Here is a 26,372-nt window from a genome sequence, read left to right on the forward strand (position 1 = left end):
TTTTTGTATGGGCTAGTGCTACTCTGCGCCCATGGCAAAAACTTGCTTTGATTGGGATCCCGATAAGGGCGCCGAGAATCAGGGAAAACACGGAGTCTCTTTCTCCCGCGCCCAATACGCCTTTGCGCCTGATCCAACAAGCGCGGGGAAGCCGACAAGACGGTAGCATCGGACGTTTTAGGCGGTCCTAAAAAACCTGAACAGAATGATTTTAAATGATTTTATTCGTCGTGGGCGGGCCATATCGCCTGGTTTGACGCTTTGTAAAGCATCTTTTTGGGTGGCTACTTAATGTTAGAATTTTTCGACAATAACTGATTACATCAAGGCTTCCTCATATGAACGCTGATAATTTCGCACTTCAAAGCTATCTCAACAGAATTGGCTTTCGCTACGAGGCAAAGGCGGATATTGCCACCGTAACTGAAATGATGAGATGCCAGTTGTTCACGGTGCCATTCGAGAATCTTGATGTTCAGGCAGGCAAAGTCGTTTCATTGGTTCCAGAGGAAATCGTTGAAAAAATCCTCTACCGCAATCGTGGCGGGTACTGTTACGAGGTCAACGGTCTCTTTGCCATGGCACTTCAGGCGCTTGGCATCCCTTACCAGTTCGTGGCAGCTCGGCCTATGTTCTATCCGGTCAAAAGACCGAAAACGCATATGGCAATTGTGCTGAGAGTGAATGGCGAGGAATGGTTGTGTGATTTGGGCTTTGGCAGTTATGGCATCAGAGCACCCATGCGGCTGAATTTGATTGATGTTGAAGTAAAACAAGATTTTGATACATTCTTGCTGAGCAAGGCAAATGACCGCGAGTATTTGTTGAAAGCGCTTGTTGACGGCGAATGGGCAAATCAGTATGCGTTCGATCTATCTCCACAAGATTGGATTGATTTTGTGCCAGCCAATTACCTCAATTCAACGCACCCGGATGCGGTTTTTGTGCAAAAGCTACTAATTGTCTTGCACGACCGGACTGGAAGAAAAATTCTCTTCGGCGATATGCTAAAAACTGTAGCAAATGGGAGAGTGGAAAATCAAACCATCGCCCCAGAAGATCGCGCGTCCATCTTGTCCAACAAGTTCGGGCTTATGCTAAATGTCTGAAGTTACGCAACGCACCATAAGTTCAACATGGCGCTCAACCTCGCTCCCTTTGGTCGCTGGACGCTGCGCGATAAAGCCGCGCAGTGCCCCCCCCTGAACTCAGACGTTATGCGTCTCACAATCACTGAACCTATGCGCCTCTTCCTCCTTATTTTGTCGCTTGCTTTTGCCATGCCAGGTTGCACCACGCTTGAGCGCACGGCGCACATGTACAGCAGCGAAGCGCCTCCGCCGCTGACGTTCCAATACAAGAACGGGGGCTCCAGCGTCTATTACGCATTCTCCGTCGGAGATGCGCCACAGCCGGATACCGCAGTCTTTTTCTACGGCGGAACAGGCTGCCCCAGCTGGAAATCCGTCATGCCTGGTTACGTTAGCGGCTTTACGGTCGCCGCCCGTGTTTTCGTTCTCAACAAACGATTTGTGCCTGACCGTTCCACCGGCCTATTTGACTGCGGCCAAGAATTCCATCTCGCAAACAATCCTGATCGGTGGGTAGCCGACTATTCGGAATTCATCGCCGCGCAAATAAGCTCCATTACGCCCAAGCCCAGAAATGTCGTCTTGGTTGGCGTCTCGGAAGGGGCATTGCCCGCAGCCAAAATCGCCGGGCTACTCCCCGCAGTTACCCACCTTGCAATCATCGGCAGCGGCGGTTACCCAATGCGCAAATCGCTCGCCACACTCAAGCAGAGGGGTGCCGTTTGGTTCGATGTCGGCTCTGGCTGGGAGAAGATCGCCGCTGATCCTCGCAGCATCGAAAAGGATTGGTATGGCAACCCCTATCGCTGGTGGTCAGATGTCATGGACATTGAACCCCTCCCTGACTTTCTCAAGTTGAATATTCCCGTCGTTGTCGGCATTGGCGAGCAAGACGAAAGTGTGCCCGTTGAGTCTGCGCGTTTTCTGGCATCGCAATTCAAAAATGCCGGTAAGAGCAACCTCACTATCCACGTCTATCCGGGTGCGGATCACCGCTTGTACGGCAATGGCATTTCTCATCGCAGTGAGTTTTTTGCAGCGTTGAGCCGTCTGCTACAACCGACGCATAACGATTAAGGTTGGGTCGTGATCGCGAAGCGAGCCTCGATCCGAACCGGTTGCCGGACAAGCCCGCGTAGGATGGGTGGGGCATAGCGAAACCCATCAACCAATGACAAACCGGAAACTGGAACCGGTACCAGGCAGCAACACCATGGCGGACTCGGCGCTGGATCCATGGGGAAACGTGATGATGGATTTCGCCGTGCTCCACCCATCCTACGCGAGCTCTCAGCACGGCATGCGCTCGATTTCCGACGCCAGGACGTCGTTCATTTGCGGCTCTTGCCCCTGTTCGGACTATTGGTGTTTTCCTGCGGCTGAGCCTCGCTCCGGCACTGACTCACGTCCTGATGTTGCTGTATTGCCTGGCGCTCACACTCGGCCTGTTTTTGCTTGGCGGACTGCTGCTCGCTGTCGGCCTTGCGCTGACGTTGTTCCTGCTGCTGCGTCTCGACCTGGCGTTGACGCTCAACCTTCTGTTGCTCCGCAGCCTTCTGCTCGGTGTCGGCCTTGCGCTGACGCTGTTCTTGCTGCTGGGTCTCGACCTGGCGTTGACGTTCAACCTTCTGTTGCTCGGCGGCTTTCTGCTCGCTGTCGGCCTTGCGCTGACGTTGTTCCTGCTGCTGCGTCTCGACCTGGCGTTGACGCTCAACCTTCTGTTGCTCCGCGGCCTTCTGCTCGCTGTCGGCCTTGCGCTGACGTTGTTCCTGCTGCTGCGTCTCGACCTGGCGTTGACGTTCAACCTTCTGTTGCTCGGCGGCTTTCTGCTCGCTGTCTGCCTTGCGCTGACGTTGTTCCTGCTGCTGCGTCTCGACCTGGCGTTGACGCTCGGCCTGTTGTTGCTGCTCGGCGGCTTTCTGCTCGCTGTCGGCCTTGCGCTGACGTTGTTCCTGCTGCTGAGTCTCGACCTGGCGTTGACGCTCGGCCTGTTGTTGCTGCTCGGCGGCTTTCTGCTCGCTGTCGGCCTTGCGCTGACGTTGTTCCTGCTGCTGCGTCTCGACCTGGCGTTGACGCTCAACCTTCTGTTGCTCGGCGGCTTTCTGCTCCTGCTGTTGCGCATCGCCCTGACCTTTTGGCTCTTTGTCCCGACCGCGGTCGCCCGGACCAGGACCAAATTCCTTCGCGGGTTCGACTGAGCGATCCAGCGGTTGCAGCTTAGCGGGTGTGCCGGGCTTGTCGCCATCGCGGCGGGATCCTGCTGCCCGAGCATCTACTGCGCCGCGCTGTTCACCGGTCACGCGTACCTTCTGTGCGGTGTCGTCGGCGCGACCCGGTAAGGGTTTGACGGCGCTGGGCTCCGGTGCCCGTCCGGGATTTTTCTGCAACTGCTGTTCACGCGCGGCAAACGGACGCTCGCCGGGCGGTGGCGCATTGCGTACGAAAACCTGGCGCTTGAACGCTTCACGCTCTGGGCGCGCTCCGGCGTCCTTGCCCGTGCCGATCACGCTGCGCACGCTCGGTGCAATCGGAGCGACACGCGTGATCTCGCCGGTCGTGAACGCTTTGCGGTCGAGGCGGATCGCCGCCGGCCGCACCGGCTGCGCATTCACGAACACGCTGCTGGGGACCGCCGTGACGGCGCTTGCAACCGTACGATTGGCATAGCGCGTATGCTCGACATTGATCGTGCCACTGGAGTAGTTTTTATAGACGTTGGTGATGGTCGTGTTGTTGATCACCGTATTGGTCACATTGACCCGTTTGAAATAGTCGCGGCTGGCCTGATAAGACGGCACGTAGACTTCGCGCGGTCCAAGCGGAAACCAGCCGATCGGCGAACCCCCTCCGAGCGAGATCGACACGCTCCAGCCGCTGCCACCGACGAAGGCGACCAACGCGGGTGCGTAGACGGGGCGAACATTGCGCGGCCCTGGAACCCAGCCCCAGCGATTGGATATGTTCACCCAACGACCGTAGTGCGAGGGTGCGAAGCCCCAGGGCGCGTCGTCCACCCAGGTCCAGCCCCACGGTTCCTGCCAAACCCAATGACCGTCCCGGTAGGGCGCCCAATCAGCGTTGACCCGGCTGGGGAACCACACGGTGCCGTAGTTGCGCACCGGGCGCCAGCTACCATACTCATCCAGTTCGGCGTAGCCCACCACGTCGTCGTCGAGGTAGCGCAGAGATGCAGAGCGGTCCAGACGCTGGTCGCGTTCACGACTGTAGCGATCGAAAGCGTCCTCACGCGGCAGACCGTACATCTCGTAATCGCGTAAATCAGAGTCGTAGAAACGCACCGTATCGCCTGCTCGTAGCGGGAAGCTGGAGTTTTCGCCGTAGGCCTCGCCGGCACCTTCCCACACGACGATGGTGGTTACAGCGTTGCGCGGGTTGACGTCGATGCGATAGCGTCCAGCACGGTTGATGGTGAACGCCAGCGTAGGCGTAGCCACCTCAAATATCTGCCCGGGATACATGCGCCGCACGCGCAGGTTAAGCGTGCCCTCCGTCAATTGAAGCTGCGCGATACGATCGCTCAGGTTAAGGATCTCAACGCTGGTATTCGAGTCGAGCCGGATGGCTGCGCTGCCCACTTGAAACTCCGCACGGGCATCGCGATCGGTCCAGAGCCGATCGCCACGGATCAGTGGACGATTGCGCACCACGTCAAGCCACTCGTCCTCGCCCGCCGGCGAATAGCTCACCTCACCCTGGGCATGGCTCAGATGGGCCACACGACCTGGTGGATCAGCATAGGCTGCGCTTGCGGCCGAGGCTGTAAACAGCGAGAACAGCAGCACGCCCGTAAGGGCAAGAAAGCGCAATGGATTCAACATGGTGTGTTCCTTTTAGACCGGAAGGGTAAGTTTTAGGGAAGCGCTGAACAAGTCCAACGCCCCTCTCCCTTGATGGGGGAGGGCTGGCGAGAGGGGGTTAATCAGCACATCCTTAGGTTAATCCCGCTCACGGCGGTCACGACCTTGGCCTCTGCCCCTGTCATCAGCACCGCCTCTTCGCCTGATCTCTCTAGGGTAGTGACTCCTAGGGAGATCCATCCAGGGACCAGATCTCGAATTTGAGTAGCTCCAGCTGTCATTGTTGTAGTAATAGTGATAACCGCCATGATAGTAATACGGCTCTACGCCTAATTCCACAATCAGCGGCAGTGCTGGTGCCACAACCAATCCAGGGCCGTGGCGATCGGGTACCACTACGCACGCGGTGAGCAGAAGCGCCATAAGTGGCGCGAGAATTAACATTCTATACATTTTATTCTCCTGGTTAAGCGCCCTGAATACGATGCTCATCCCCGCTCTTGCTGATGGTTTGATCGCCCCCCTGCCAGAGAACGAACATCGAAAACGCTGGTTGCAAAGCTACACCAAGTGGATGGCCGGAATATTCACCGTCCCCTTCGAGGCGTGCCGGTATTGCGGCTGCGGGAATTGCAGGCAATATCATAAAAATACGCCGAATAACAGGCTCGTTCCGTTCGCCATCGCACATAGCGCAATATTCGATTCCGCACACCCACACCCACGGGGTCAGGGTGCACTTGACATGCCATAAATGGTATGTTGGTAATGCGGCATGTGGGAAATCGAAGAACACCGTCGCGCTGACAAACAGCTTTCTGGCGCTGTCCCTATTGAGGTTCTAAAACGTTACGAGAAATGGAAAGACATCGCCAGAGTCTCGTGGCCACCTGGTTTGCGAGCCATAAAGGGTTTTCACGATGAAGCCCTGTCCGGAGGTTTACCGTTACTCATTGTTCAGCTTTCCGCCATTTTCTTTTCATCTCCAATTGGTTTTGTCTTCGTATTGCTGCTATGGCTACCTGTATTGGTATCGCTCTACTGGCTTATAAAGCGCCTAACATCCCGCGCCAAGGGACGCGCCGAAAGCGGCGCGTCCCTGAGCTAGCACGCTTGTGGCATCCATATCTCCGTATGGCTTTTTGTATGGGCTAGTGCTACTCTGCGCCCATGGCAAAAACTTGCTTTGATTGGGATCCCGATAAGGGCGCCGAGAATCAGGGAAAACACGGAGTCTCTTTCTCCCGCGCCCAATACGCCTTTGCGGACCCGCAGCGCGTGATTGCCAAGGACGAGACTCACAGCCAGACCGAGGAGCGGTTCTATTGCTTTGGCGAAGTTGATGGCGGTGTGCTCACGGTGCGGTTCACTTACCGCGCTTCGGTTATTCGAATCATCGGCGCCGGTTATTGGCGCAAAGGAAAGGCGATCTATGAGCGCGAAAAAAAAGTCTCAGAGTAGGGAAATACCTGCAAAGCAGGCGTTAGCCGGAAATAAAATCAAATACACCGATGAACCTCTTGGCAAGGTTCAGGTGGTTCCCGACTTTCTCCCTTCGCCAGCCGAATTGGCATTTCGCGAAGAAGGCGTGAAAGTAACTCTGGCTCTGAGCAAGAAGAGTATCGAGTTCTTCAAATCGGAGGCTACAAAGCATCACACTCAGTACCAACGCATGATTCGGCGGCTTCTCGACGCTTATGTTGATGGCCAAACCCCAACCCGGCAGCGCGAGAAAACCGCGCAGCGCCGGTGACTTCTACGTTTGGTGCCTTAAGAACATGCGACTCTGGTCTCTTCATCCGAAATACCTTGATCCGCAAGGTCTTGTAGCGCTTTGGCGGGAAGCGCTCCTGGCGAAAGCTGTGCTGCGTGGAGAAACGCGCGGCTACCGCAGCCATCCGCAGCTCGAACGTTTCAAGAACCACGCAACGCCACTCGCTGCCATGTCTCTGTATCTACAAGCCATTTATGCGGAGGCGGTGGCGCGTGGGTATGCTTTTGACAAGAGCAAGATTCAGCTTGCAGCGGAGCCGGCAACGCTGGTGGTTACGTCCGGACAATTGGACTACGAGTGGGCCCACCTGATGAACAAATTGAAAGCACGCAACTCCGTGCTCTATCAGAAATGGCATGAAACGATAACGCCAGAGCCACACCCCATGTTTGAGGTGCGTGCAGGCCAGGTAGAGTCATGGGAGCGTCAATAAGCAAGCAAGCGCCCGCCCTTCGGGCTCAGGCGGCCGCTTATCTCCCCCATTGGGCAGCCACCAGGCGAGGTGTACGTTCATGAATGACTGGACACTTGAATCATTTCTGTTTTGGCTGGCGGTGGCCATTTTCGTGCCCGCCATCATTGTCCATTTCACCCTTGGGCAGAATGGCGGGCACCGTCTGTACGACAATAAAAATCTTTCTAAAGATGAAATCAGAAGCCTGCCCTTTGACATGCTTCGAAGAAGGACAATCCGGGAGATGAAAGGGTCTGCCGCTATTATTGCCGGGCTGGCCGTTGCCTTGGCGCTATATCCACTTGGCTGCCTGCTTGGTTTGCCAATCAACCTATTTGGCATCCCGGACGAGAAATTGATTTTTTACATAGCTGGCACGGTTGCGCTATTGATCATATTTGGCCCGTCCGTTTATCGAAAATGGCGCGACGAATGATGGTGTAACAGCCATTCCCACTGAGCAGTCTCCGGAGAAAGCAATGGAACCCAGAATCAGCCTGATTACGCTTGGCGTAGCCGACCTTGAGAGCGCCACCCGGTTCTACCAGGAGTGCCTGGGCCTGCCACGGCTCAAGACACCCCCATCCATCACTTTCTTCGAGCTTGGGCAAACCTGGCTGGCGCTGTGGCCGCGCGAGAATCTGGCGGCTGATGCGGGGCTCTCGCCGGAAGGGTCGGGGTTCCGGGGCTTTTCCCTGGCGCACAACGTACGCTCCCCGGCGGAAGTTGACGCCCTGCTTGCGCATGTCGCCAACCATGGCGCAAAAGTGGTCAAACCCGGGCAGCCTACCGGCTGGGGCGGCTACTCGGGCTATTTCACCGACCTCGACGGGTTTCTCTGGGAAGTAGCCCACAACCCGGATTTCCCCCATGTATAGCACCCAAAATCCCTAAGCCGGACCCATTCCATGCAGATCTGGGTCGATGCCGACGCCTGCCCCAACGTTATCAAGGAAATCCTGTTCCGCGCCGCGGAACGGGCGCAGGTTTCGCTCACGCTGGTTGCCAACCAGCTGATCCGCACGCCGCCTTCACGCCATATCCGGGCAATCCAGGTGCCGGCCGGTTTCGACGTGGCCGATGATCAGATCGTCCAGCAAATCGAGGCGGGGGATCTGGTCATCACTGCGGACATCCCGCTCGTAGCGGGAGTGATTGCGCGCGGAGGGCACGCGCTGAATCCGCGGGGCGAGTTCTATACCCCGGACAATATCCGCGAGCATCTGAGCATGCGCAATTTCATGGAACAGTTGCGAAACAGCGGGGTGGAAACCGGCGGCCCGGCCAGCTTCAGCCAGAGCGACCGGATGGCATTTGCCAGCCAGCTGGACAAATTCCTGGCGAAGCACGCCACCTAAGCCCGGTCATTGCGAGCACAGCGAAGCAATCCCGCTTTAAATCCAGATTGCTTCGCTGCGCTCGCAATGACATCAGCTGCGGTATTCGGCGTTGATCTTCACGTAGTCGTAGGAAAAATCGCAGGTCCATACCGTGGCGGCGGCGGCACCGCGCCCGAGCTGGACGCGCACGGTGATCTCCGGCGCCTTCATGATGCGCTGGCCGTCCTGTTCCTGGTAGCTTGATGCGCGTCCGCCGTTCTCCGCCACCAGCACGTCGCCCAGGTAGAGCCTGATTTTATCCACGTCCAGATCAGCAATGCCCGCGTAACCAATCGCGGCAAGAATCCGCCCCAGGTTCGGGTCTGAAGCGAAGAAGGCAGTTTTCACCAGCGGCGAATGGGCGATGGCGTAAGCCACCTGGCGGCATTCGGCTGCGCTGGCGCCGCCTTCCACGGCAATGGTCATGAACTTGGTCGCGCCCTCGCCGTCCCGCACGATGGCCTGGGCCAGCACCTGCGACACTTCGGCGACGGCATCGCGCAGGGCGGCGTATTCGGCGCTCGCGGCGTCAGTGATTTCCGGCGTGCCTGCCTCGCCGCTGGCGATGAGGATAAAGGAGTCGTTGGTGGAGGTGTCGCCGTCCACCGTGATGCAGTTGAATGACTGGTCGGCGGCATGTTTCACCAGCCCTTCCAGCAGCGTCTGGCTGACGGACGCGTCGGTGGCGACGTAGCCCAGCATGGTGGCCATGTTGGGGTGAATCATGCCGGAGCCCTTGGCGATGCCGGTGATGGTCACCGTCTTGCCGCCCAGGACGATCTGCCTCGACAGGGCCTTGGGCTGGATGTCGGTGGTCATGATGGCGTGGGCGGCGTCGAACCAGTTGGCCTCCTTCAGGTTCGCCACGGCGGCGGGCAGCCCGGCGATGATCTTGTCCACCGGCAGCGGTTCCAGGATCACGCCGGTGGAAAAGGGCAGCACCTGATCTTCTCCGCAAGCCAGCAGGCGCGCCACTTCAGCGCAGGTCTGGCGGGCGCGCTGCATGCCTTCATCGCCGGTGCCGGCGTTGGCGTTGCCGGTATTCACCACCAGCGCGCGGATGGCCTTGCCGCCACTCAAATGCTGCCGGCACAGCGTCACCGGCGCGGCGCAGAAGCGGTTCAGGGTGAACACCCCGGCCACGCGGGCCTTGTCTCCCAGTCGCATGACCAGAAGATCCCGGCGATTGGCTTTCTTGATGCCGGCTTCGGCGATGCCGAGGGAAACGCCCTGCACGGGCAACAGTTGGTCCGCCTGAAGCGGCGCTAGATTCACGGGCATGGTCAATCTTCCTGATGAGAATAGTCTTGGTCTTCGCTGTCTGCGTCCTGAACCGGCGCGGCTTCCGCAAGCATCAGCAGGCGCAGTTCCTTGAACAGCTCACGACTGCTCTTGGGCGGCCTGGCGGCAGCCTCTTCCTTGTGCGCATTGCGGATCAGGGTGCGCAGGCGCTGCACGTCGGCGCGGGGATGGGCCAGCACCAACTCGCTGATGACCTTGTCGTCAGCCAGCAGCCGGTCGCGCCAGCGCTCCAGCTGATGAAACTTGGCGGCCTGTTCGCGGCTTTTGCCGTCCCATTCCGCAAATTTTGCCTGAATCTGCTCAGGATCGACGTTACGCATGAGCTTGCCGATGTATTGCTTCTGGCGGCGGATCGCGCCGTTGGCGGTCAGGCGCTTGGCCTCCTTCACCGCCTCGCGCAGGTTGTCGGGGAGACCGAGCTGGCCGAGCTGGGAAGCGTTCAGCGTCACCAGTCTTTCGCCGATCTCCTGCAGGGCTTCCACATCGCGCTTGCGCTGGGACCTGCTGATTTCTTCCTGTTCCGGCTGATCGCTGTCCTGCATGGTTTCGCTTCGCTGATTAAAGTTGTTATCATAACCGCATTTCAGCCTTTTAACCCCTTCAACCCCTCCCATCCTCCCCTTGTCAGGGGAGGATCACGCAGCCCTCCCCCCTGACAAGAGGGGATCGAGGGGGGTTAGGAGTTGAAGAGTACCGCCGTCGCAAACCATATCCCCGAGGTCACCGTGCAGGATTCCCGCTTTAGCCATTCGTTCGACACCCTCCAGCAAATTTCCCAGGACATCCTGAATCAGGCCAAAAAAGCTGGCGCCAGCGCCTGCGAAGCGGAAGTCTCGCAGAGTTTCGGCCAGAACGTCACGGTGCGCCACAACGAAGTGGAGACCATCGAATACAACCGCGACAAGGGCCTCGGCGTGAGCGTTTACTTCGGCCAGAGGCGCGGACATGCCAGCACCTCAGACCTGTCGCCGGACGCCATCCGCGACACCGTCAAGGCAGCCTGCAGCATTGCCAGGCACACCGCCAGCGATGACTTTGCCGGGCTGGCCGACGAAGCCCTGCTGGCAAAGGAAATCCCCGAACTTGACCTTTACCACCCCTGGGCATTGCCGGTGGAACAGGCCATTTTGCTGGCGCAGGAGTGCGAAGCGGCAGCATTGGGCGTGGACCCGCGCATCAACAATTCGGAAGGCGCCTCGGTTTCCACCCACGAATCCCTGTTCGTGTACGCCAACAGCCTCGGCTTCATCGGCGGCTACCCCACCACGCGCCAGGGCATCAGCTGTGCAGTGGTGGCGGAATCGGATCACGGCATGCAGCGCGACTACTGGTACACCACCGCGCGCGCCGCCGCTGATCTCGACAATACCGCCGCCGTGGGACGCATGGCGGGCGAGCGCACCGTGCGCCGCCTCGACGCGCGCAAGCTCAAGACCATGCAGGTGCCGGTGCTGTTCGAGGCCTCTCTGGCCTCCAGCCTGCTCGGCAGCTTTGTCGGCGCGGTCAGCGGCGGCAGCCTGTACCGCAAATCCTCATTCCTGCTCGACAGCCTGGGCAAGGAAATCTTCACCCCCATCATCCAGTTGCAGGAACTGCCCCACCTGAAAAAAGGGCTCGCCAGCAGCCCCTTCGACAATGAAGGCGTCGCCACCAGAAGCCGCGACGTGGTCAGGGACGGCGTGGTGCAGGGCTATTTCCTCTCCAGCTACTCGGCGCGCAAGCTGGGCATGACCAGCACCGGCAACGCCGGCGGCAGCCACAACCTGATCCTGGCGGACACCGGCCAGGACTTCGCCGCCCTGCTGAAAACCATGGATCGCGGGCTGCTGGTCACCGAACTGCTCGGGCAGGGCGTGAACCCCGTCACCGGCGACTATTCGCGCGGCGCGGCGGGTTTCTGGGTGGAAGGCGGAAAAATCCAGTACCCGGTGGAAGAAATTACCATCGCCGGCAACCTCAAGGACATGTTCCGCAACATCGTGGCCGTGGGCAACGACGTGCTGGTGCGCGGCGCAAGACAGTGCGGCTCGATACTGGTGGGGCAGATGACGGTGGCGGGGGAGTAATAAGCCCCTTAAGGCAATTTTCCTGCCGCCACCATGCGGTTGAACAGGATATTAGGGGAAAGCCAGGTCACGATGTCGTCGAATTCTCCAGCGAGGCTTCCTTGTGGGGATTGGGTGCGGCTGACAAAATCCGCGGTTAAATCTGTGTTCGCAAGCTCGTCGACACTCGTGGGAGCAAGGTTGACGTTGCCGGCAGTGTTGATGGCGCCGAAGCCATTTTTCCCATAGGAAAGGACAACCGCAGGCAAAGTGTTGGCAACAATCGTCGTGCAGGCGGCTGTTTGGCAGACGCGCAAGTTACCGGTCAAGGCCAGCGAGAAGGTTACCAATGGCGAACGGTTGGAGAAAGCGGCCTCAACTCTGTAGTGAATCCGGTTACCCCACCCATCCACTTCCGCCACCCCGAGCGTGGCCCAGGGGATATTGCCTTCAGGCCATGAGCATGAGCCTGTGGCAGCATCAAAATCTTCCAGGCCATCGTTGGCAATTCCTGCGCCGCTGCCGCCAGTCTTGTCCGGACAGGGAAGGTGCGGTGGATTCTGGCTGGCGGCATAACCGATCAGCGCCTCCTTGGCTTCTTCCAGAGCCTTCTGTGTTTCCCTGATTTTCTGCTGTTCGATTTGCATGGTCAGCGGCACCAGCAAACCGCCCAGGAGCAAGGCCACCACAACCAGCACGATCGCCAGTTCGATCAGGGAGAAGCCAGTCTCACGGTCAATGTATTGATTCACCAGAATTCACCAGATTCGCTTGATGCCATATTCGGACAAAGCCGCATCGGCTGAAACGATGGGCATCTTCTCGCTCATTGCCTGCGCCACGATCAGCCGGTCAAAAGGGTCACGATGATGAAAAGGCAGGGTCTCGACCTTCGCCACATGGCGAAAATCAATTTCAAGCAGGCGGAAACCATTGGCGGCAAGCTGCTCCGGGATGAAGCGTTCCAGAGGTTGCGACAATCCCAGCTTGCCCGTGCTCGACTTGATTGCCATTTCCCAGCAACTTGCAACGCTCAGGAAACACTCGTTCTGCCCCTTGCCAATCACGGACCGAGACTTGGCCGACAACTCCGGCGCGTTGTTGATCCACCACAGAAAAACGTGGGTATCAAGCAACAGGCGCATTAAACATATCCCTGAAAGTCTTCCGGTGTCTGGTCAAAATCAGGGGCAATATGCACAATCTTGCCTAGCGCTGTCCCTGGCATCCGATCCTTGCCTGCCGCTTTTACCGGAACCAGTTTCAGAATCGGCTTGTTATCCTTGGCGATCACCACCTCCTCGCCAAGCAAGGCTTTTTTCACCAGTTCTGAGAAATGGGATTTTGCTTCCGCGATATTGAATTGGCTCATGTTGACCCCCTAGAAGTGACCATCTTATCTGACCATACTATGCACGGCAAGTTGCATGACAAATCTCCATGCTCTTTGCTTCACTTCATGAAAAACAGCCGGTCTCTTTTTGAAGCGGTAGCCACAGGAGTTGCATACAGAACAAAAAATTCATGTAGGGTGGAAAAAGCGCAGCGTTTCCACCCTACTTCTGCTTATTCATAAAGTTTCTTCCCATAATGCAGAAATTATGGCGCGAATAGGGTGGCATCGTTGAATGATGAGGTTATCGAGTTTCGTTCAAATACATCGTCAAGCGTTGTGGAGTTCTGACCTTCCAGGTAGTTGGCGATAGAGCCCTTTTCGGCGCTGGAAGTGCGCGGCTGTCCCCCTGGGATAGCGGGAAGCCGCTTTCTCGCCATAAACACCGCGAACTGCTTGTCGGCTGCGGCAGAGGGCGGGTTGACGGTCAAACAAGTGCCACAGGAAGGAAGGGGTGGCAAGGGGCTGGGTTTATATGCGTCGGCGACAGCATAGAAAACCATTTCGCGCCAGTTGTTCCACCACGACCCCAAATTGAGATTGCACGAGGCTGTCCAACCATTCTTCATCGGATTACTTCCACTACTATCTGCAACGGTGTTGACGAAAGTGTCGGGCAAGCGACCGAAGCGAGTATTCGTCATATCGGAATAGTTACCACCCGCTGAAGCCAGCATATCTGCTGCCCAGGGAAGGCGCCCCAGGTTGAGTGGGTCTGAAGCGTAATCCTTGAGACAATTGAACGCCTCGCGCGCTACGCGCTGCTCCAGTATAGGCATCAGCTTGTCGTAGGTAACAGCCAGAACCCGGTCATTCACGATCAGGTTATTGGCATCACGCACGTCCCCGCTGATAAATCCATCAGTACCGCCATCCACAAACACGGCGTTATCCTCGCCATTGCCGATGTCCAAGTAATTAACGGGGTTGTTGGCACTGGCTGCATCGCGGATCTGGCTTACACCATCCTGACGGGTGAGTACGCGGCCTGGGGAGATGATTAGCGCAATGGCGGCGGTAAAATTGCCCCCATCATTGACGACAGTACCCGTGGAATCGCGGACGGTGATTGTGCCAGGCGTGTCGCTGTTGAGAGTGGCGGTGCGTATATTTTTCTTGAAGTTATTGGAAACCGCATACCATAATCTTTCGCCATAACCGTCCCGCAGGTCGGGCAGGCCCAGGCTTTTCCAGGGCAGACGTCCCAGTCGCAGGCTTTGTCCGGTACTGCCGGATGCGTTGCCGCAACCTGTTTCTGCAATGCCGTCGTTGTTGATGTCTGGGCAGGGAAGATCGCCTGGCCGTCCGGTGGTGCTTATATCCATGCCAGCAGCAAAGCCAATCAGCGCCTCTTTTGCTTTCGCCAGCGCCTCACTGGTAACCCGGTCCTGTTCCTGCTGCTGGGCCGCACTATTCAGCCTGCTCACAAACACCGCCAGCGCCCCCACGCTGACCAGCAGCAAGAGCAGCATCAACACCGCGCCGTGCTGGCGGCGGGATGACGAAAAACGGTATTTCTGGCGGACAGGCATGATCCTGTCCTAGCGCAGCGGGGGGGACTCGCCCGGAGCATCGGCGGGCAGGTCATCCTGGCGGCCGGGGGAAACGGGTGGCTTTGCAGCGCCGGGAGGGGTTGCGGAAGGCGGAATTTCTTTTGCGGGAGCAAGTGGTGGTCGACGGTAGACTTCCTCCACCTGTCCGCTGTTCATGTCGATGCTTTGCCCGACCTTGAGCGGGACGGACTGTTTTGCGCCTGGCGTGACAACCCTGACCTCTCCCCCCTTGCCCACGACGGCGGGCGGGGAGGCCTCGTTCTGGAGGCGGTTATTGATCCATAGCGTGGATTTGCCATCGCTGCGGGTGATGACCCCGTTGAGCAGGATATTGGCGGACTGGGGCGTGCTTTCCTCTTCATCGATCCTGACGCTGCGCTCATGCTGGCGCGCCACATCCATCCGGGCGCGCTGTTCTGGCGTGTAGAAGAGCCGCCCCAGGGCTTCGTCCGCATATCCAGGAGCGGGAGCCAGCGCCCATATTCCCAAAGCCAGCAAGGCAGAAAGGCGCTTCATGGCCGCTCCTCCCCCTTGCCTTCGCTCATGCTCAGCCAGGCGAGGCTGCAGTCGGCGTTGAGGTGCGGCTGCACTCCGGTAGCCTCGTTCCTTGCCGAACCCTGGCGCTGCATATCGCATTCCCTGATGATGAAGAAGCCCGCCTGCAAGTCTGCCAGAGCCGTCATGAAGCGCGGCAGATCTTCTTCATGCAGCAGGCCCATATTGATTTTCATCACCGACTGGCGCAGACGGTATGGCCCGGCATCCGTGACGGCTGGGGACTGGTAGGCCTGCTGCGCCTCGATCTGGTAGTTCACGCCGAACATTTTCAGTTGCAGGCTCGCGGCGCGCAGGGCATCCACCCAGTTGATGCGCTGCTCTTCACCGATCAAGCCATGCTGTTGCAAGGAGAGAAAGGCAGCACGGTAGCGCAGGATCCGGTCTTTTTCATCACCCGATTTGTGCAGGCGGTTGCGTGCCTCTTGCAGGGCGCCCTGCTGCTGTTTCAATGCAACCGTGGATTGTTTGAACTGCTGGTAAGTAAAAAACACCAGCGCTGCGCCCAGCAGCAGGGTTGCCAGCAAGGCCAGCAAGGGGGCGCGCAGAAAATGCCAGTCGGCAACGGTCAGTTTCATGGTCGCGCCTTTAACACCAGTTTCAGCTTGAATTCGGCGCGCACGCTATCCGTGCTGGCCGTGTCCAGGGTATTGCCGCTCAGTGCCGAGGCTGAATGCACGTTGAGCGGCATCTGGATCACGCTGGCGCTGGCGAGGTCGGGATCCTGCATCAGCTTGTCTGCAAAACGGTTGATACCGGCCATCGCGGCGCGGTAATCGCCATGAAACGGCCGGACTTCCGCCTCAACCATCCCCCACTCCTGCCAGCTGCCACCCGCCGCCGCTGGCGCCACAGATTGCGCCTTGTCTGCGCTCTCTCCGGGTACGCCGTATTTCCAGTTCAAACGCGTCAATACGATCTCCGGGCTGGTTTCCAGCGCCCGGCTTACCACCCGCATCATGCGTTCCGGCGTGCGGTTATCCTGTTTCAGATGATCAGCCAGCTGCACCGCTTTCTCGAGATTGTCCGCCGATGCCGGAGACAGGGGAAAGGTTTTGGTCACTTCGACATAACGCGCCAGCTGGTCTTGTGTCTGGCCTGCAAGCTGGCGTGCCTCGCCATCGAGTTGATACTGCTGGAAGAGGTTCGCGCCGGCCCACATCAAGGACACTGCCGCCGCCACGGCGCTCGCCCCATACAGCGCGCGCCGTTGCTGGTGGAGCCAATGGCTGCGCGTCGAACTGGCCGGCGCCAGGTTGCAGGCCGGTTGGCGCAGGCCAAGCACGGTCATATGCGTGGTGTAAGGGCAGCTCCCCGACGGGATGCTTTTGAGGCGGGAATGCAAATCTTGCCGCGTCAAACGCTGGCAAGCAAATGATGGATCAGCCTGCAGGCGCTGCTGAACTTCTTCCATGGAATCATCGGAATCCAGCAGCAACACGGCCAGCCGCGATTCCCGCGCAGCCAGACGCAGGCTGTTGAGATAGAGCCGGGTTTTACCTATTTCCGCTACCAGGGAGGCGGCGGCATTTTCCGTACCCACCACGGCAAGACGGCTGGCCTTCAATTGCCCGCCCTGAAAGTAGCTCTGGCGCAAACCTTCGTGGTGCCGGCTCACCAGCAGGACATCCGGCTGCGACAGCTTGAGCAGGGCAAGCAATTCCTGGCTCACCATGGGCAGCAGGAAAATACCCGCCAGCGGCGCCTGGTGCAGTTGCAGCACATCCAGCCAGGGACGCAGCATGTCGCTATTGGTCAGCGCCGCAAACAGATAGCGGTCGTCACGCCGCTTGCCCGAATCACGCCCCTGTATCCAGGCCGTGTAATAAGGCGTATTGCGATAAAGCTGTTTCAGCTTGCGCTGGAGCAACTCATTGCGGGCAGAGCCGGAGACGTGAGGAAGCACTTCAACGTGATAATCTTCCTCAACCGAGTCGACCATCAGATAGACCGGGGCAGCCGGATACGAGTGCAGCAGATCACCGAACTCCCGCTGACCCGCTTCAGTGGCAGCGAATTTCCGGCACGGGCCCAGCTTGCCATGCTCGAACAGAGCGCCGATGGCACCTTGAGAGGTCACGCAGACAATGATTTTTGCGCTCATCTCACCGAACCCGTGCTGACTCTGACTTTACGCCTCACCCCTCACCCCTCACGCCTTATCCCTCCCTAAAACTTCATCTTGCCCAATATATCGTAAATCGGCGTCAGCACCGAGAACATGATCACCGCCAGCACCAGTCCCATAATCACTGTCAAGGCGGGCTCAAGCATCTTGAGCAGCTTCTCGACCGACTCCTTGACTTCGCGATTGTAAAAATAAGTCACGTTGAGCAATGCCGTATCCAGCGCCCCGGTTGTCTCGCCCACACGCAGCATGCGCACCACCAGGGGCGGGAACATGCCCAGATTTTCGAAGCTGTTCGCCACGCTGTCGCCAGAACTGATCTGCTGCCCGGCGCGCGCCAGTCCGTCGGCGATAACGCGGTTATCCACAATTCCCTCGCTGGTTTTCATTGCGTCCAGAATTGAAATGCCTGACCGGTACATCAGGGCAAAAAAGTTGGCGAAGCGGGCAAGAATGATTTTCTGCAAGATTGGCCCGATAAACGGCGTGCGCAGCTTGGCATAATCCCACCAGTAACGCGCGCGCGGATTCTTCTTGACCATCACCGTGGCCACTGCCAGCGCGACCATGGGCAAACCGAACACCAGATACCAGTAGTTGACGAATACATCGGACAGAAAAATCAGCGCCCGGGTCTGGAACGGCAATTCCTGCCCCATGTTCTTGAGAAAAGAGACCAGTTGCGGCACCAGGTACATCATCAGGAACACGATCACTCCGCCCACCACCACGAACACCAGCGCCGGGTACATCAGCAGCCGCTTGGTCTGGGCCACCAGCTCATCCTGCCACTTCAGGGTGGTGGCGAGGTTTTCAAACACTTCCGTCATGGTTCCGCTTTGCTCGCCGGCCTTGATCAGGCTGACGAACAGATTATCGAATGCCATGGGATAGCCAGCCATGGCTTGCGCCAGGGTTTTACCCCCTTCCATGTCTTCCAGAATTCCCGACAGAATCTCGCGGAAGCGCGGCTGCTCAATACCGTCGCGCAGATCGGCCAGGCCCTCGAGAATCGGGATGCCGGCACGGGAAAGCTGCTCCATGTGAAAGCAAAAGGTAATAAGATCCTGGCGCGTGATATTGCCATTGCCGACATGCAGCGGCTGATTCACCTTGCGCGCGGTGATAAGATCCAGACCCATGCGCTGCAAACGCAGCTCCAGGTCCACCTCGTTCACCGCGGCAAGCTTGCCCCTGGCAGGGGAGCCGCTCTTGTCAACCGCGCTGTATTGGAAAGTCAGCATTTATGAGCTTTCAGCTCGTAGGATGGGTTGAGCGCAGCGATACCCATCATTTTGCCGTGATGATCGATGGGTATCGCTGCGCTCAACCCATCCTACAAAAATCAATGCAGCCGCCCCGTCAGGTCCACCACGCGAGAAACTTCCGCCAGGCTGGTCACGCCTTCAAGAATGCGCCGGATGCCGTCATCCGCCAGCGTGCGGAAGCCCTTCTCCAGCGCCGCCCTGCTCAATTCCCGTGCCGTGGCGCGGCGTGCGATCAACTCGTCCAGATCGGCATCCATATGCAGCAATTCGATCAGCGCCATCCGCCCCTTGTAGCCACGATGATTGCACTGGCTACAACCTTTCGCTGCGTAGACCTGCATCTGGGCTTCGGGAGCAAGGCCGAGCAATTGTTTCTCTTCCGGACCCGGCGCATAAGCCTGTTTGCAGTGAGGGCAGAGCAATCGCACCAGGCGCTGCGCAATCACCCCAATGATATTGCCCGCCATGATGTCAGGCAAAATACCGATATCCAGCAAGCGCGGAAAGGCACCCAGCGCCGAGTTGGTGTGCAGGGTGGTGAACACCTGATGGCCGGTCATCGCGGCGCGGAAGGCCATGTCCGCCGTTTCGCGGTCACGCACTTCGCCTACCAGAATGATGTCGGGATCCTGCCGCATCATGGAGCGAATGCCGTTGGCAAAGTCCATTTTCACCATTTCGTTCACCGAAGTCTGGCGCATCATCGTGACCGGGTACTCCACCGGATCTTCCAGGGTCATGATATTCACCGTTTCGTCGTTGCGGTGGCTCAGCATCGAATACAGGGTCGTGGTTTTACCGCTGCCGGTCGGGCCGGTCACGATCAGGATGCCCTCCGGGCGCGCCATCATCAGTTTCAGCTTGACCTGAGTATCCGCGCTCAAACCCATGCGGTCCATGGAGATGATCGACTTTTCCCGGTCCAGCACGCGCAGCACGATATTCTCGCCGTAGATGGTAGGCTGTGCCGCCACCCGGAAATCAATCGGGCGCCCATTCAGGTTCAGCGACAGACGGCCATCCTGCGGTGCCCGGGTTTCGGCGATGTTCATGCCGCTGATCACCTTGAGGCGCACGGCAATGCCCGGCCAATAGGTCTTGTGCAGGCTGCGAATCTGCTCCAGCACCCCATCGATGCGGTAGCGGATGCGCAGGAAGGCATATTCCGGCTCGAAGTGGATATCCGAGGCACCGCGCTTGACCGCGTCCACCAGCAGCGCGCCGACCAGCCGCACCATCGGCTGGGTGTATTCCTCGTTGCCCGCCTGCAGGCTCTGGTAGTCGATCTCGCCGGTTTCGATCTCGCGCAGAATGCCATCCACCGAGAGTTCGAAGCCGTAGAACTGGTCGATGCACTCTTCCAGTTGCGCCTCGCCCGCAAGCATGGTGCGGATCTCGATCTGCCCGCCAAGATGGGCGCGCAACAGGTCCAGCGCCACGACGTTGAACACGTCGCTCATTGCCACCAGCAACTCGTTGCGCTCCGGGTTGAAAGCGATAGGCAGCAGACGATAGCGGCGCGCGAATTCCTCCTCCACCATGCCCAGCGCCTCTGCGTCGGCCACTACATTGGAAAGGTCAACCCCCTCCTGACCGATGGTATGCGCCAGAATATCGCGGATCATGGCTTCGGTGACAAAGCCCAGGCGCACCAGTTGCCGGCCCAGCGGCATATCGTGCTCGCTCTGCTCCATCAAGGCGATGCGCAACTGGTCCTGGCTGATCAAGCCCTGCTGAACCAGCAGCTCGCCGAGGCGAAGCTTCTTGCGCTGCTCCGTCATTTATTCCGCCATCCGCTTCAATTGGACAATGCGCGCCTCGACAGCGGCACGCTCGAAAACAGCCGTGCCATCACGACCCAGCAATTGCAGGGCACGCTGGTAATAGGTGAGGGCCGGTTTGGGCTGGTTGATATGCTCCAGGCTGACCGCCAGGTTGAAGGCATAATCCGGGTTGGCGGACGCCAGGTGGTGGGCCTGGAAATAGGCCTGCTGCGCATCGGGCCAGCGCTCTCCGGCGGCATACAGATTGCCCAGGGCAAAGTACAGAAAAGCGCTTGGCTGGTCCGCCAGCAGGCGCTTCAGTTTGGCCTCGCTGCCAGCGGGGTCGGCACTGCCAAGCAAGTTCAAGAGACCGGCCTGGGCAAAGGAATTTTTCGGTTCCACATCAATGGCGCGCAGATAAAGCCTGCCAGCCTCACCCGGATTGTTCGAGCGCACCGCCACGGCGGCCATGCCGAGCAAGCCATCCATGTTGCGCGGCTCTTGCTGCAATAGCCGCTGATATGCTGACTGCGCCGCTTCCAGCCGCCCTTCCTGCAAAGCCTGGTAACCTTGCGCCAGATCAGGGTTGATTTCAGTCTGGGCGCCGTGCGACACCTTGACCTTGCTTTCAGGTGCCGCCTCCACGGCGCGCATTTCCCTGTTTTTCGCAACAGCCGCCGCATTGGGAGCGGACTCCACGGCGGAACGCGGCGGCCTGGGCTCCTCATCCGTTATTGCGGCCGGAGAGACTTCAACGCCCGGCGGCGGCATTTGATTTTCCAGCGCAAGCAAGGGCGCATTCACTGCAACCGGAGCGGAAGAAGGTGAACTGGCCGGCGGGGCGGAAACCAGCAAGCCGGGCTTGTTGATCGCCATATAGACATAAGCCCCTCCGCCCGCCAGCAACAGCAGCGCAGCAGCGGACATGGCCAGAATAAACCGCTTGCCGTTATTATCCCGCGGCTCTTTGGCGGAAAACAGGTTGGCGGCGCCCTGGGAAGACGCTGCGGGCAGAGGTTCGGATGCTGCCTTCCTTGAAGGCGAAACCCCTGGCGCAGTCTCTGGCTCATGGGGTTCAAGGGACAACTCCGCCGCCAGCTCCTGCAGCGTTGGCTCGCGCCCGCCAAGCACACCTTGCTGGCTTTCTTCTGCCTTCTTCAAGGCTTTCATCAACAAGCTCATGGCTGGGCGGCTGCTTTTGGATCCGGCAGGAAACGGCGGAAAGCGCTCAATTCGTCGCTATCGAGAGAGGGATTGGTGATAACGGTGGGGCGCAGGAAAATCACCAGCTCGGTCTGCGTGATCTTGCGTTCCTGCTGGCCAAAAATGGCGCCCCAGCCATCCGGTCGAGACAGGATGGGCAGGCCATCCCTGCTTCGCGTGGCATCGTCCTGCATCAAACCGCCCATGATAATTGTCTGCCCGCTGTTCACCTGAAGCACGGACTCCATCTCGCGCACCTGAATTTCCGGCACTTTATTCTGAATTCTGTTCAGCTCCGACAAATCCTTGTTTATCACGGCAAGCGCAGGATTGGGGTCGTTCTTGTAGCCGGTAACCCGTGAAATCGTGGGCCTCACTGTCATTGAAACCACGCCACTTTCACTGATCTGCGGCGTCACGCTCATCACCACGCCAACCGGCACGGTATGTGGGGTGGTGGTGTAGACGGGCTGGGTAATGATGCCCGTGGTTGTAGAGGTACCCTGCTGCACTTCGATGGAGAAATACACCTCGTTGTTGACCACCTTGAGCAGGGCCGTCTGATTGTTGATAGCCATGATTTTCGGGCTCGACAGAATGCGCGTATTGCCGAAGGACTCAAGCAGGTTGAGCGTGGCGGTCAGATTGTTGCCGGCACTGCTGTAGCCAATGGTAAAAAAGGAAGCGAGATTGCCGGCCAGATTGTTTGCGGCATTGGGCACAGACTTGATGTTGAAGCCTGTTGCCCGGCCAACACTCGTCCAATCCACCCCGGCATGAAACTGGTCTTTCAGGCTCACTTCGACAATCGTTGTTTCAATCAACACTTGCCGTTGCGACGAACTGGCGACACTGGCCAGGTATTCCTTGACCAGCTTGTGCTGCCGCTCCGTTCCCAGCACCGAAACCGAACCCGCAACCGGATTCACAATGACCTGCTCCTTGATATCGCCCAGGACCGATAATGCTTTTTCATTGCCGAACACATTGGAGAACAGGGCTGGCGCGCCAGAACCGGCCCGTGCCACGGCCTCCGCCTGACGCAGGCGATCTTCGCGATCGGTACGCACGATTTCAGCCCTGGCGGCCTTTTCCTCGGCCGTGCTGGCAACCGAGCGGGTAGCACTGAGAATATGACGGAGATTATCCCCCATGATCTCCCAGAAATTATTGTTGGAATCGCTCTTGACCGCAGTGGCCGAATTGTTTCCGCCCACCCCGGCGCCGGTCGCTCCTGTCGTGGCTCCGCCCGCAGCCGATGTCCCCACGCCGGCGATCTGCGATGACACGCCGATATTCGAGGTGGTGTTGCGCGACAAATTAACGTAATCCACCCGATAGGTTTTCAGGTAGGGGGTATCCGGTGTGATGGCAAGGGTGTTCCCATCAACCTTGTAGCGCAGGCTGACCTGATTTGAGAGGCGCTCCAGAATGGCATCGAGCGGCTCGTTCACGGCATTCATGGTGACCAGCCCCTGAATCGCCGGATGGATGTCCACATTGAGTTTTGAATCGCGCGCCAGGGCAAAGAGCAATTCCTTCACCGGCACTTCGTTCACCACCACGCTATAGGTCTGCGGCTTGGCGGAAGGCCTGGGTGGCGGCACGAACGCGCCGGCCTTGACGGGCTCGGGGATGCCGCTCGCCCTGGTCTGTGGCTCGGCCTGGATATGATTCCGGGAAATCGGGATCGGAGGCTGGTTGGAAGCACAGCCCACAGTCAATACCGCCACGCCCAGCACGGCCCCAAAACCTTGCCAGCACTTCATTTGCGGCAACCCATACTGGTTCGTCATATATCCCACGGCACAACCTTTATCGTTGTTGTCTTTCTGCATTACTGATGCTCCGCAATCTCGGACCGTACGCCCTGCAGAGTGCGCAGTATCGGGCGATTTGCCTTGAGCGGCTCAGGCAGATGCGCAAGGGCCGCAGCAGCCTCCGCGCGACTGGAAAAACTCCCGTAAAGCACTGTCCATGCGGGTTGCCCGTTTATCTTGGTACGGTACACAAAAACCTGATCCATTTCAATGTTGTGCCCCATTTGTGCCAGCTGCCAGCGCAACTGCCGCAGATCGTTGGAGCCCATCAGCTGGATGCTGCTGGTTGCGCTCCCCTGCCTGGACAACCAGCCTTGAGTTGCAGCCAGACGCTGCGTGACGATATCGGCAGCATCCATGGACCCTTCCCGCTGAGGGTTGGTACGCACGGTTTCAGCAACGGGTGCCGGTGCAGGCGGCGCCGAAACCACAGCAGGTTCATTCTGCCCGCCTGGCTGCGGCTGCAAAAAACCATGCAACACCACCCCCAGCCCCACCCCAACCAGCAGCAAGGCCAATGCGGCGGCAAATTTCGGCCACGGCACGGATTTTTCTGACAAATCGAATTCGCTGTCTTCTATCGCGGCCCGCACGTGTTTCAGACTGATGGTATGCGTGTTATCCGCAAACGCCGCCAGCAGGGTTTTATCCGCAATAATATTCACGCGCCGCGTCAGGCCTCTGGATGCCCGCGCGATCAGCTTGACGACAGCGGGGCCGAACAGGTCGGGTCCATGGTAATTGGCTGCGCGCAAACGAAACATCAGGTAATCCCTGATTTCAGCAGCGGTCAGCGGCTTGAGGGTAAAGCTGTGGGTAATGCGCTCCTTGAGCTGGCGAATCTCCGTCCGGGCCAGATTTTTGTCCAGCTCGGGCTGGCCAAACAGCACGATCTGCAACAGCTTGTAATGCTGCGTTTCGAGGTTGGAGAGCAGGCGTATTTCCTCCAGCGTCTCCAGCGGCATGCCTTGCGCCTCCTCCACGAACACCACCACCTGCCTGCCCTGGGCGTGGCGCTCCACCAGGTATTCCTGCAATGCCTGCATGACTTCCAGGCGCGCCGAGTCGCGCGGCAGCGAAAGCTGCATCTCGAAAGCGATGGCATGCAGGATTTCATCCGGGGAAACGCTGGGGTTGGCGAGATAAACCGTCTCCACTTCCGCCGGCAGGCGCTCCTGCAGCATGCGGCACAACATGGTCTTGCCGCTTCCCACTTCGCCACTGACCTTGACTATCCCCTCACCCTGGCGAATGGCGTAGATCAGGGCATCAAGAATGGCGCCGCGGTTGCCGCCGCCGTAGAAAAATTCGGTGTGGGCGGTAATCCGGAAGGGGGGCTGGGAGAGGCCGAAATGGGAGAGATACATTTACTGATACTGCTCCAGATCAGGGTAGGTCTGCATCCGGCTATACAGCGTGGTGCGGTTCACGCCCAATAGCCTGGCCGCCTGGCTGAGGTTGCCATGCGTCAGCTTGAGCGCCGCTTCCACATAGGCCTGTTCCCACTGCTTGAGCGTCTGATCGAGGTTGAAATTGGCATGCAGCTGCAAATGCTTCCTTGCCAGCTCCTGCATCGCGCCGGGATCACTGGGCAACATCTCGGGCAGGGTATCCGCCTCGGTGTCCAGCTCCGCCTGCAAATCTTCGCGCGACACATTCTGGCCGGCATGCTTGGTGACCAGCCGGATCACGATATTGCGCAATTCGCGCACATTGCCGGGAAAAGGGTAGGCATCCCATACCCGCTGCGCCGCGGGGTCGAGCTGAAACGGCACCCCTCCCCCCTGGCGCACATAGAAATTGCGGAAATGTTCCAGCAACAATGTTTTATCTCCGCCCAGCTCGCGCAATGGCGGCACGCTCACGGTAAACACGCTGAGTCGATGGTAGAGATCGGCACGAAAACGTCCAGCCTTGATTTCCTGGCGCAAATCACGATTCGTCGCGGCAACGATGCGGGCATTGCTGTGCCGTGGCTGGGTTTCCCCGACACGCTGATATTCGCCGTTTTCCAGCACGCGCAACAGCTTGGCCTGTAGTTCGACCGGAAGCTCCCCGATTTCATCGAGAAACAGGGTGCCATCGCTGGCATCCTCGAAATAGCCGGCACGGGAAGCCGTCGCGCCGGTGAAAGCCCCTTTGCTGTAACCAAACAGCGTCGGTTCAACCAGGGAAGGGGAGATTGCGGCACAATTGAGCGCCAGGTAAGGTTTTTTTGCGCGCACGCTGAGGCGGTGCAGGCATCCTGCCACCAGCTCCTTGCCGCTACCGGACTCCCCCTCGATCAGCACAGGGAAAGGGGCGTCAGCAAACTGCCTGATCTGCTGGCGCAATTTCTCGGCATTCAGGCTGGCGCCGAGGATATCGCAGCCACGCCCGGGTTCGATCTCCTTTGACTGCTCCACCTCATGAATTCGCAGCGCATCGAACAGCAGCGACTTGATCCGCTCCGGCTCGCACGGTTTTGGAATAAATTCCACCGCACCCAGCGCACGAGCGTGACGTGCGTTGGCGTCGTCATTCTGCCCCGAGAGCACGACAATCTTGATTTCCGGCACACGCGCCAGCAAATCCCCGATCAGCCTGAAACCTTCATCCGGGCGATGCGGCAGGGGGGGCAGGCCCAAGTCCACCAGAGCCAGCTGCGGCGGCTGATCCATCTGGCGCAACAGGCTGGCCGCCTGGGTACGGGAATCCGCGACGTAAACCTCGAAATCCTTGCTCAGCACAAAATGCAGGGTATCGGTAATCAGCGCATCATCATCAACGATCAACAAGCTTGGCTTTTTCTGCGACATGGCTTTAAGAACCTCTGTTATTGTTCTG

At 58.6% G+C, this 26,372-nt stretch carries 26 protein-coding genes; 10 read left to right on the forward strand and 16 right to left on the reverse strand.

The annotated features are described in order from the left end of the window. Positions 1-338 precede the first annotated feature (338 nt). The gene (locus tag WC392_06325) at positions 339-1,109 is read left to right on the forward strand and encodes an arylamine N-acetyltransferase (protein ID MFA5241981.1); all 771 of its coding nucleotides are present in this window, start codon (positions 339-341) and stop codon (positions 1,107-1,109) included. A 27-nt stretch (positions 1,110-1,136) separates the two neighbouring features. After that, a complete protein-coding gene (locus WC392_06330; protein ID MFA5241982.1) occupies positions 1,137-2,168 on the forward strand; it encodes an alpha/beta hydrolase in 1,032 nt (343 codons plus the stop codon). Between the two features lie 254 nt (positions 2,169-2,422). On the opposite strand, the gene WC392_06335 is transcribed toward WC392_06330, so the two are convergent. Then, positions 2,423-4,930 carry a DUF6600 domain-containing protein gene (locus tag WC392_06335; protein MFA5241983.1) on the reverse strand — a complete coding sequence of 836 codons (2,508 nt, stop codon included), beginning with the start codon at positions 4,928-4,930 and terminating at the stop codon, positions 2,423-2,425. A 754-nt stretch (positions 4,931-5,684) separates the two neighbouring features. On the opposite strand from WC392_06335, the gene WC392_06340 reads away from it, so the two are divergent. The 7 genes from WC392_06340 (at position 5,685) to WC392_06370 (ending at position 8,495) form a co-directional block, all read left to right on the forward strand. Continuing rightward, complete coding sequence (locus WC392_06340) at positions 5,685-6,017, forward strand: hypothetical protein (protein MFA5241984.1); 333 nt, start codon at positions 5,685-5,687, stop codon at positions 6,015-6,017. Between the two features lie 62 nt (positions 6,018-6,079). Then, entirely contained in the window at positions 6,080-6,370 is a 291-nt protein-coding gene (locus tag WC392_06345; GenBank protein MFA5241985.1) for a BrnT family toxin, read from the forward strand. Next, on the forward strand, positions 6,342-6,662 hold the full coding sequence (locus tag WC392_06350) for a hypothetical protein (protein ID MFA5241986.1): 321 nt from the start codon (positions 6,342-6,344) through the stop codon (positions 6,660-6,662). Before WC392_06345 ends, WC392_06350 begins: the two co-directional genes overlap by 29 nt. Positions 6,663-6,687: 25 nt before the next feature. Then, positions 6,688-7,116 carry a pyrimidine dimer DNA glycosylase/endonuclease V gene (locus WC392_06355; GenBank protein ID MFA5241987.1) on the forward strand — a complete coding sequence of 143 codons (429 nt, stop codon included), beginning with the start codon at positions 6,688-6,690 and terminating at the stop codon, positions 7,114-7,116. A gap of 79 nt (positions 7,117-7,195) precedes the next feature. Continuing rightward, entirely contained in the window at positions 7,196-7,573 is a 378-nt protein-coding gene (locus WC392_06360; GenBank protein MFA5241988.1) for a hypothetical protein, read from the forward strand. Between the two features lie 43 nt (positions 7,574-7,616). Further along, positions 7,617-8,015, forward strand: coding sequence for a VOC family protein (locus WC392_06365; GenBank protein ID MFA5241989.1), 399 nt, complete (start codon positions 7,617-7,619; stop codon positions 8,013-8,015). A 30-nt stretch (positions 8,016-8,045) separates the two neighbouring features. Next, a complete protein-coding gene (locus WC392_06370) occupies positions 8,046-8,495 on the forward strand; it encodes a YaiI/YqxD family protein (protein ID MFA5241990.1) in 450 nt (149 codons plus the stop codon). Between the two features lie 72 nt (positions 8,496-8,567). On the opposite strand, the gene argJ is transcribed toward WC392_06370, so the two are convergent. Next, positions 8,568-9,797 carry a bifunctional glutamate N-acetyltransferase/amino-acid acetyltransferase ArgJ gene (argJ, locus tag WC392_06375; GenBank protein MFA5241991.1) on the reverse strand — a complete coding sequence of 410 codons (1,230 nt, stop codon included), beginning with the start codon at positions 9,795-9,797 and terminating at the stop codon, positions 8,568-8,570. Positions 9,798-9,799: 2 nt separating this feature from the next. Beyond that, positions 9,800-10,360 (reverse strand): ribosome biogenesis factor YjgA, encoded by a 561-nt coding sequence (yjgA, locus tag WC392_06380; protein ID MFA5241992.1) that lies wholly within the window; start codon positions 10,358-10,360, stop codon positions 9,800-9,802. Positions 10,361-10,543: 183 nt separating this feature from the next. Here yjgA and pmbA point away from each other — a divergent pair, with 183 nt between their 5' ends. Then, the gene (pmbA, locus tag WC392_06385) at positions 10,544-11,884 is read left to right on the forward strand and encodes a metalloprotease PmbA (GenBank protein ID MFA5241993.1); all 1,341 of its coding nucleotides are present in this window, start codon (positions 10,544-10,546) and stop codon (positions 11,882-11,884) included. Positions 11,885-11,892: 8 nt separating this feature from the next. Here the strand turns inward: pmbA and WC392_06390 are convergent, their stop codons facing one another. The 13 genes from WC392_06390 to WC392_06450 form a co-directional block, all read right to left on the reverse strand. Next, on the reverse strand, positions 11,893-12,615 hold the full coding sequence (locus WC392_06390; GenBank protein MFA5241994.1) for a prepilin-type N-terminal cleavage/methylation domain-containing protein: 723 nt from the start codon (positions 12,613-12,615) through the stop codon (positions 11,893-11,895). A gap of 6 nt (positions 12,616-12,621) precedes the next feature. Beyond that, the gene (locus tag WC392_06395; GenBank protein ID MFA5241995.1) at positions 12,622-13,008 is read right to left on the reverse strand and encodes a type II toxin-antitoxin system VapC family toxin; all 387 of its coding nucleotides are present in this window, start codon (positions 13,006-13,008) and stop codon (positions 12,622-12,624) included. Then, on the reverse strand, positions 13,008-13,235 hold the full coding sequence (locus WC392_06400; protein MFA5241996.1) for a type II toxin-antitoxin system prevent-host-death family antitoxin: 228 nt from the start codon (positions 13,233-13,235) through the stop codon (positions 13,008-13,010). Before WC392_06400 ends, WC392_06395 begins: the two co-directional genes overlap by 1 nt. A gap of 227 nt (positions 13,236-13,462) precedes the next feature. Then, positions 13,463-14,788, reverse strand: a complete 1,326-nt coding sequence (locus tag WC392_06405) for a hypothetical protein (protein MFA5241997.1) — start codon at positions 14,786-14,788, stop codon at positions 13,463-13,465. A 9-nt stretch (positions 14,789-14,797) separates the two neighbouring features. Further along, entirely contained in the window at positions 14,798-15,325 is a 528-nt protein-coding gene (locus tag WC392_06410) for a hypothetical protein (GenBank protein ID MFA5241998.1), read from the reverse strand. Beyond that, a complete protein-coding gene (locus WC392_06415) occupies positions 15,322-15,942 on the reverse strand; it encodes a hypothetical protein (GenBank protein ID MFA5241999.1) in 621 nt (206 codons plus the stop codon). Before WC392_06415 ends, WC392_06410 begins: the two co-directional genes overlap by 4 nt. Further along, positions 15,939-17,468 (reverse strand): hypothetical protein, encoded by a 1,530-nt coding sequence (locus WC392_06420; protein MFA5242000.1) that lies wholly within the window; start codon positions 17,466-17,468, stop codon positions 15,939-15,941. The genes WC392_06415 and WC392_06420 overlap by 4 nt, the downstream gene beginning before the upstream one ends. Before the next feature lie 65 nt (positions 17,469-17,533). Continuing rightward, positions 17,534-18,736, reverse strand: a complete 1,203-nt coding sequence (locus tag WC392_06425) for a type II secretion system F family protein (protein MFA5242001.1) — start codon at positions 18,734-18,736, stop codon at positions 17,534-17,536. Positions 18,737-18,837: 101 nt separating this feature from the next. Continuing rightward, positions 18,838-20,541, reverse strand: a complete 1,704-nt coding sequence (locus tag WC392_06430) for an ATPase, T2SS/T4P/T4SS family (GenBank protein ID MFA5242002.1) — start codon at positions 20,539-20,541, stop codon at positions 18,838-18,840. Next, positions 20,542-21,693, reverse strand: a complete 1,152-nt coding sequence (locus WC392_06435) for a tetratricopeptide repeat protein (protein ID MFA5242003.1) — start codon at positions 21,691-21,693, stop codon at positions 20,542-20,544. Positions 21,694-21,701: 8 nt separating this feature from the next. After that, positions 21,702-23,564, reverse strand: coding sequence for a Type II secretory pathway component PulD (locus WC392_06440; GenBank protein MFA5242004.1), 1,863 nt, complete (start codon positions 23,562-23,564; stop codon positions 21,702-21,704). Further along, complete coding sequence (locus tag WC392_06445) at positions 23,564-24,913, reverse strand: AAA family ATPase (GenBank protein MFA5242005.1); 1,350 nt, start codon at positions 24,911-24,913, stop codon at positions 23,564-23,566. Before WC392_06445 ends, WC392_06440 begins: the two co-directional genes overlap by 1 nt. Beyond that, on the reverse strand, positions 24,914-26,344 hold the full coding sequence (locus WC392_06450) for a sigma-54 dependent transcriptional regulator (protein MFA5242006.1): 1,431 nt from the start codon (positions 26,342-26,344) through the stop codon (positions 24,914-24,916). Positions 26,345-26,372: the final 28 nt, after the last annotated feature.

The sequence above is a fragment of the Sulfuricella sp. genome (genome assembly GCA_041651995.1).
Lineage (GTDB): Bacteria > Pseudomonadota > Gammaproteobacteria > Burkholderiales > Sulfuricellaceae > Sulfurimicrobium.

What these genes read in the sequence shown, in the direction of transcription:
- WC392_06325 (MFA5241981.1), top strand. Translation starts at nt 339, where the DNA reads ATGAACGCTGATAATTTCGCACTTCAAAGCTATCTCAACAGAATTGGC.
- WC392_06330 (MFA5241982.1), top strand. Translation starts at nt 1,137, where the DNA reads ATGGCGCTCAACCTCGCTCCCTTTGGTCGCTGGACGCTGCGCGATAAA.
- WC392_06335 (MFA5241983.1), bottom strand. Translation starts at nt 4,930, where the DNA reads ATGTTGAATCCATTGCGCTTTCTTGCCCTTACGGGCGTGCTGCTGTTC.
- WC392_06340 (MFA5241984.1), top strand. Translation starts at nt 5,685, where the DNA reads ATGTGGGAAATCGAAGAACACCGTCGCGCTGACAAACAGCTTTCTGGC.
- WC392_06345 (MFA5241985.1), top strand. Translation starts at nt 6,080, where the DNA reads ATGGCAAAAACTTGCTTTGATTGGGATCCCGATAAGGGCGCCGAGAAT.
- WC392_06350 (MFA5241986.1), top strand. Translation starts at nt 6,342, where the DNA reads ATGAGCGCGAAAAAAAAGTCTCAGAGTAGGGAAATACCTGCAAAGCAG.
- WC392_06355 (MFA5241987.1), top strand. Translation starts at nt 6,688, where the DNA reads ATGCGACTCTGGTCTCTTCATCCGAAATACCTTGATCCGCAAGGTCTT.
- WC392_06360 (MFA5241988.1), top strand. Translation starts at nt 7,196, where the DNA reads ATGAATGACTGGACACTTGAATCATTTCTGTTTTGGCTGGCGGTGGCC.
- WC392_06365 (MFA5241989.1), top strand. Translation starts at nt 7,617, where the DNA reads ATGGAACCCAGAATCAGCCTGATTACGCTTGGCGTAGCCGACCTTGAG.
- WC392_06370 (MFA5241990.1), top strand. Translation starts at nt 8,046, where the DNA reads ATGCAGATCTGGGTCGATGCCGACGCCTGCCCCAACGTTATCAAGGAA.
- argJ (MFA5241991.1), bottom strand. Translation starts at nt 9,797, where the DNA reads ATGCCCGTGAATCTAGCGCCGCTTCAGGCGGACCAACTGTTGCCCGTG.
- yjgA (MFA5241992.1), bottom strand. Translation starts at nt 10,360, where the DNA reads ATGCAGGACAGCGATCAGCCGGAACAGGAAGAAATCAGCAGGTCCCAG.
- WC392_06395 (MFA5241995.1), bottom strand. Translation starts at nt 13,008, where the DNA reads ATGCGCCTGTTGCTTGATACCCACGTTTTTCTGTGGTGGATCAACAAC.
- WC392_06400 (MFA5241996.1), bottom strand. Translation starts at nt 13,235, where the DNA reads ATGAGCCAATTCAATATCGCGGAAGCAAAATCCCATTTCTCAGAACTG.
- WC392_06405 (MFA5241997.1), bottom strand. Translation starts at nt 14,788, where the DNA reads ATGCCTGTCCGCCAGAAATACCGTTTTTCGTCATCCCGCCGCCAGCAC.
- WC392_06410 (MFA5241998.1), bottom strand. Translation starts at nt 15,325, where the DNA reads ATGAAGCGCCTTTCTGCCTTGCTGGCTTTGGGAATATGGGCGCTGGCT.
- WC392_06415 (MFA5241999.1), bottom strand. Translation starts at nt 15,942, where the DNA reads ATGAAACTGACCGTTGCCGACTGGCATTTTCTGCGCGCCCCCTTGCTG.
- WC392_06420 (MFA5242000.1), bottom strand. Translation starts at nt 17,468, where the DNA reads ATGAGCGCAAAAATCATTGTCTGCGTGACCTCTCAAGGTGCCATCGGC.
- WC392_06425 (MFA5242001.1), bottom strand. Translation starts at nt 18,736, where the DNA reads ATGCTGACTTTCCAATACAGCGCGGTTGACAAGAGCGGCTCCCCTGCC.
- WC392_06430 (MFA5242002.1), bottom strand. Translation starts at nt 20,541, where the DNA reads ATGACGGAGCAGCGCAAGAAGCTTCGCCTCGGCGAGCTGCTGGTTCAG.
- WC392_06435 (MFA5242003.1), bottom strand. Translation starts at nt 21,693, where the DNA reads ATGAAAGCCTTGAAGAAGGCAGAAGAAAGCCAGCAAGGTGTGCTTGGC.
- WC392_06440 (MFA5242004.1), bottom strand. Translation starts at nt 23,564, where the DNA reads ATGCAGAAAGACAACAACGATAAAGGTTGTGCCGTGGGATATATGACG.
- WC392_06445 (MFA5242005.1), bottom strand. Translation starts at nt 24,913, where the DNA reads ATGTATCTCTCCCATTTCGGCCTCTCCCAGCCCCCCTTCCGGATTACC.
- WC392_06450 (MFA5242006.1), bottom strand. Translation starts at nt 26,344, where the DNA reads ATGTCGCAGAAAAAGCCAAGCTTGTTGATCGTTGATGATGATGCGCTG.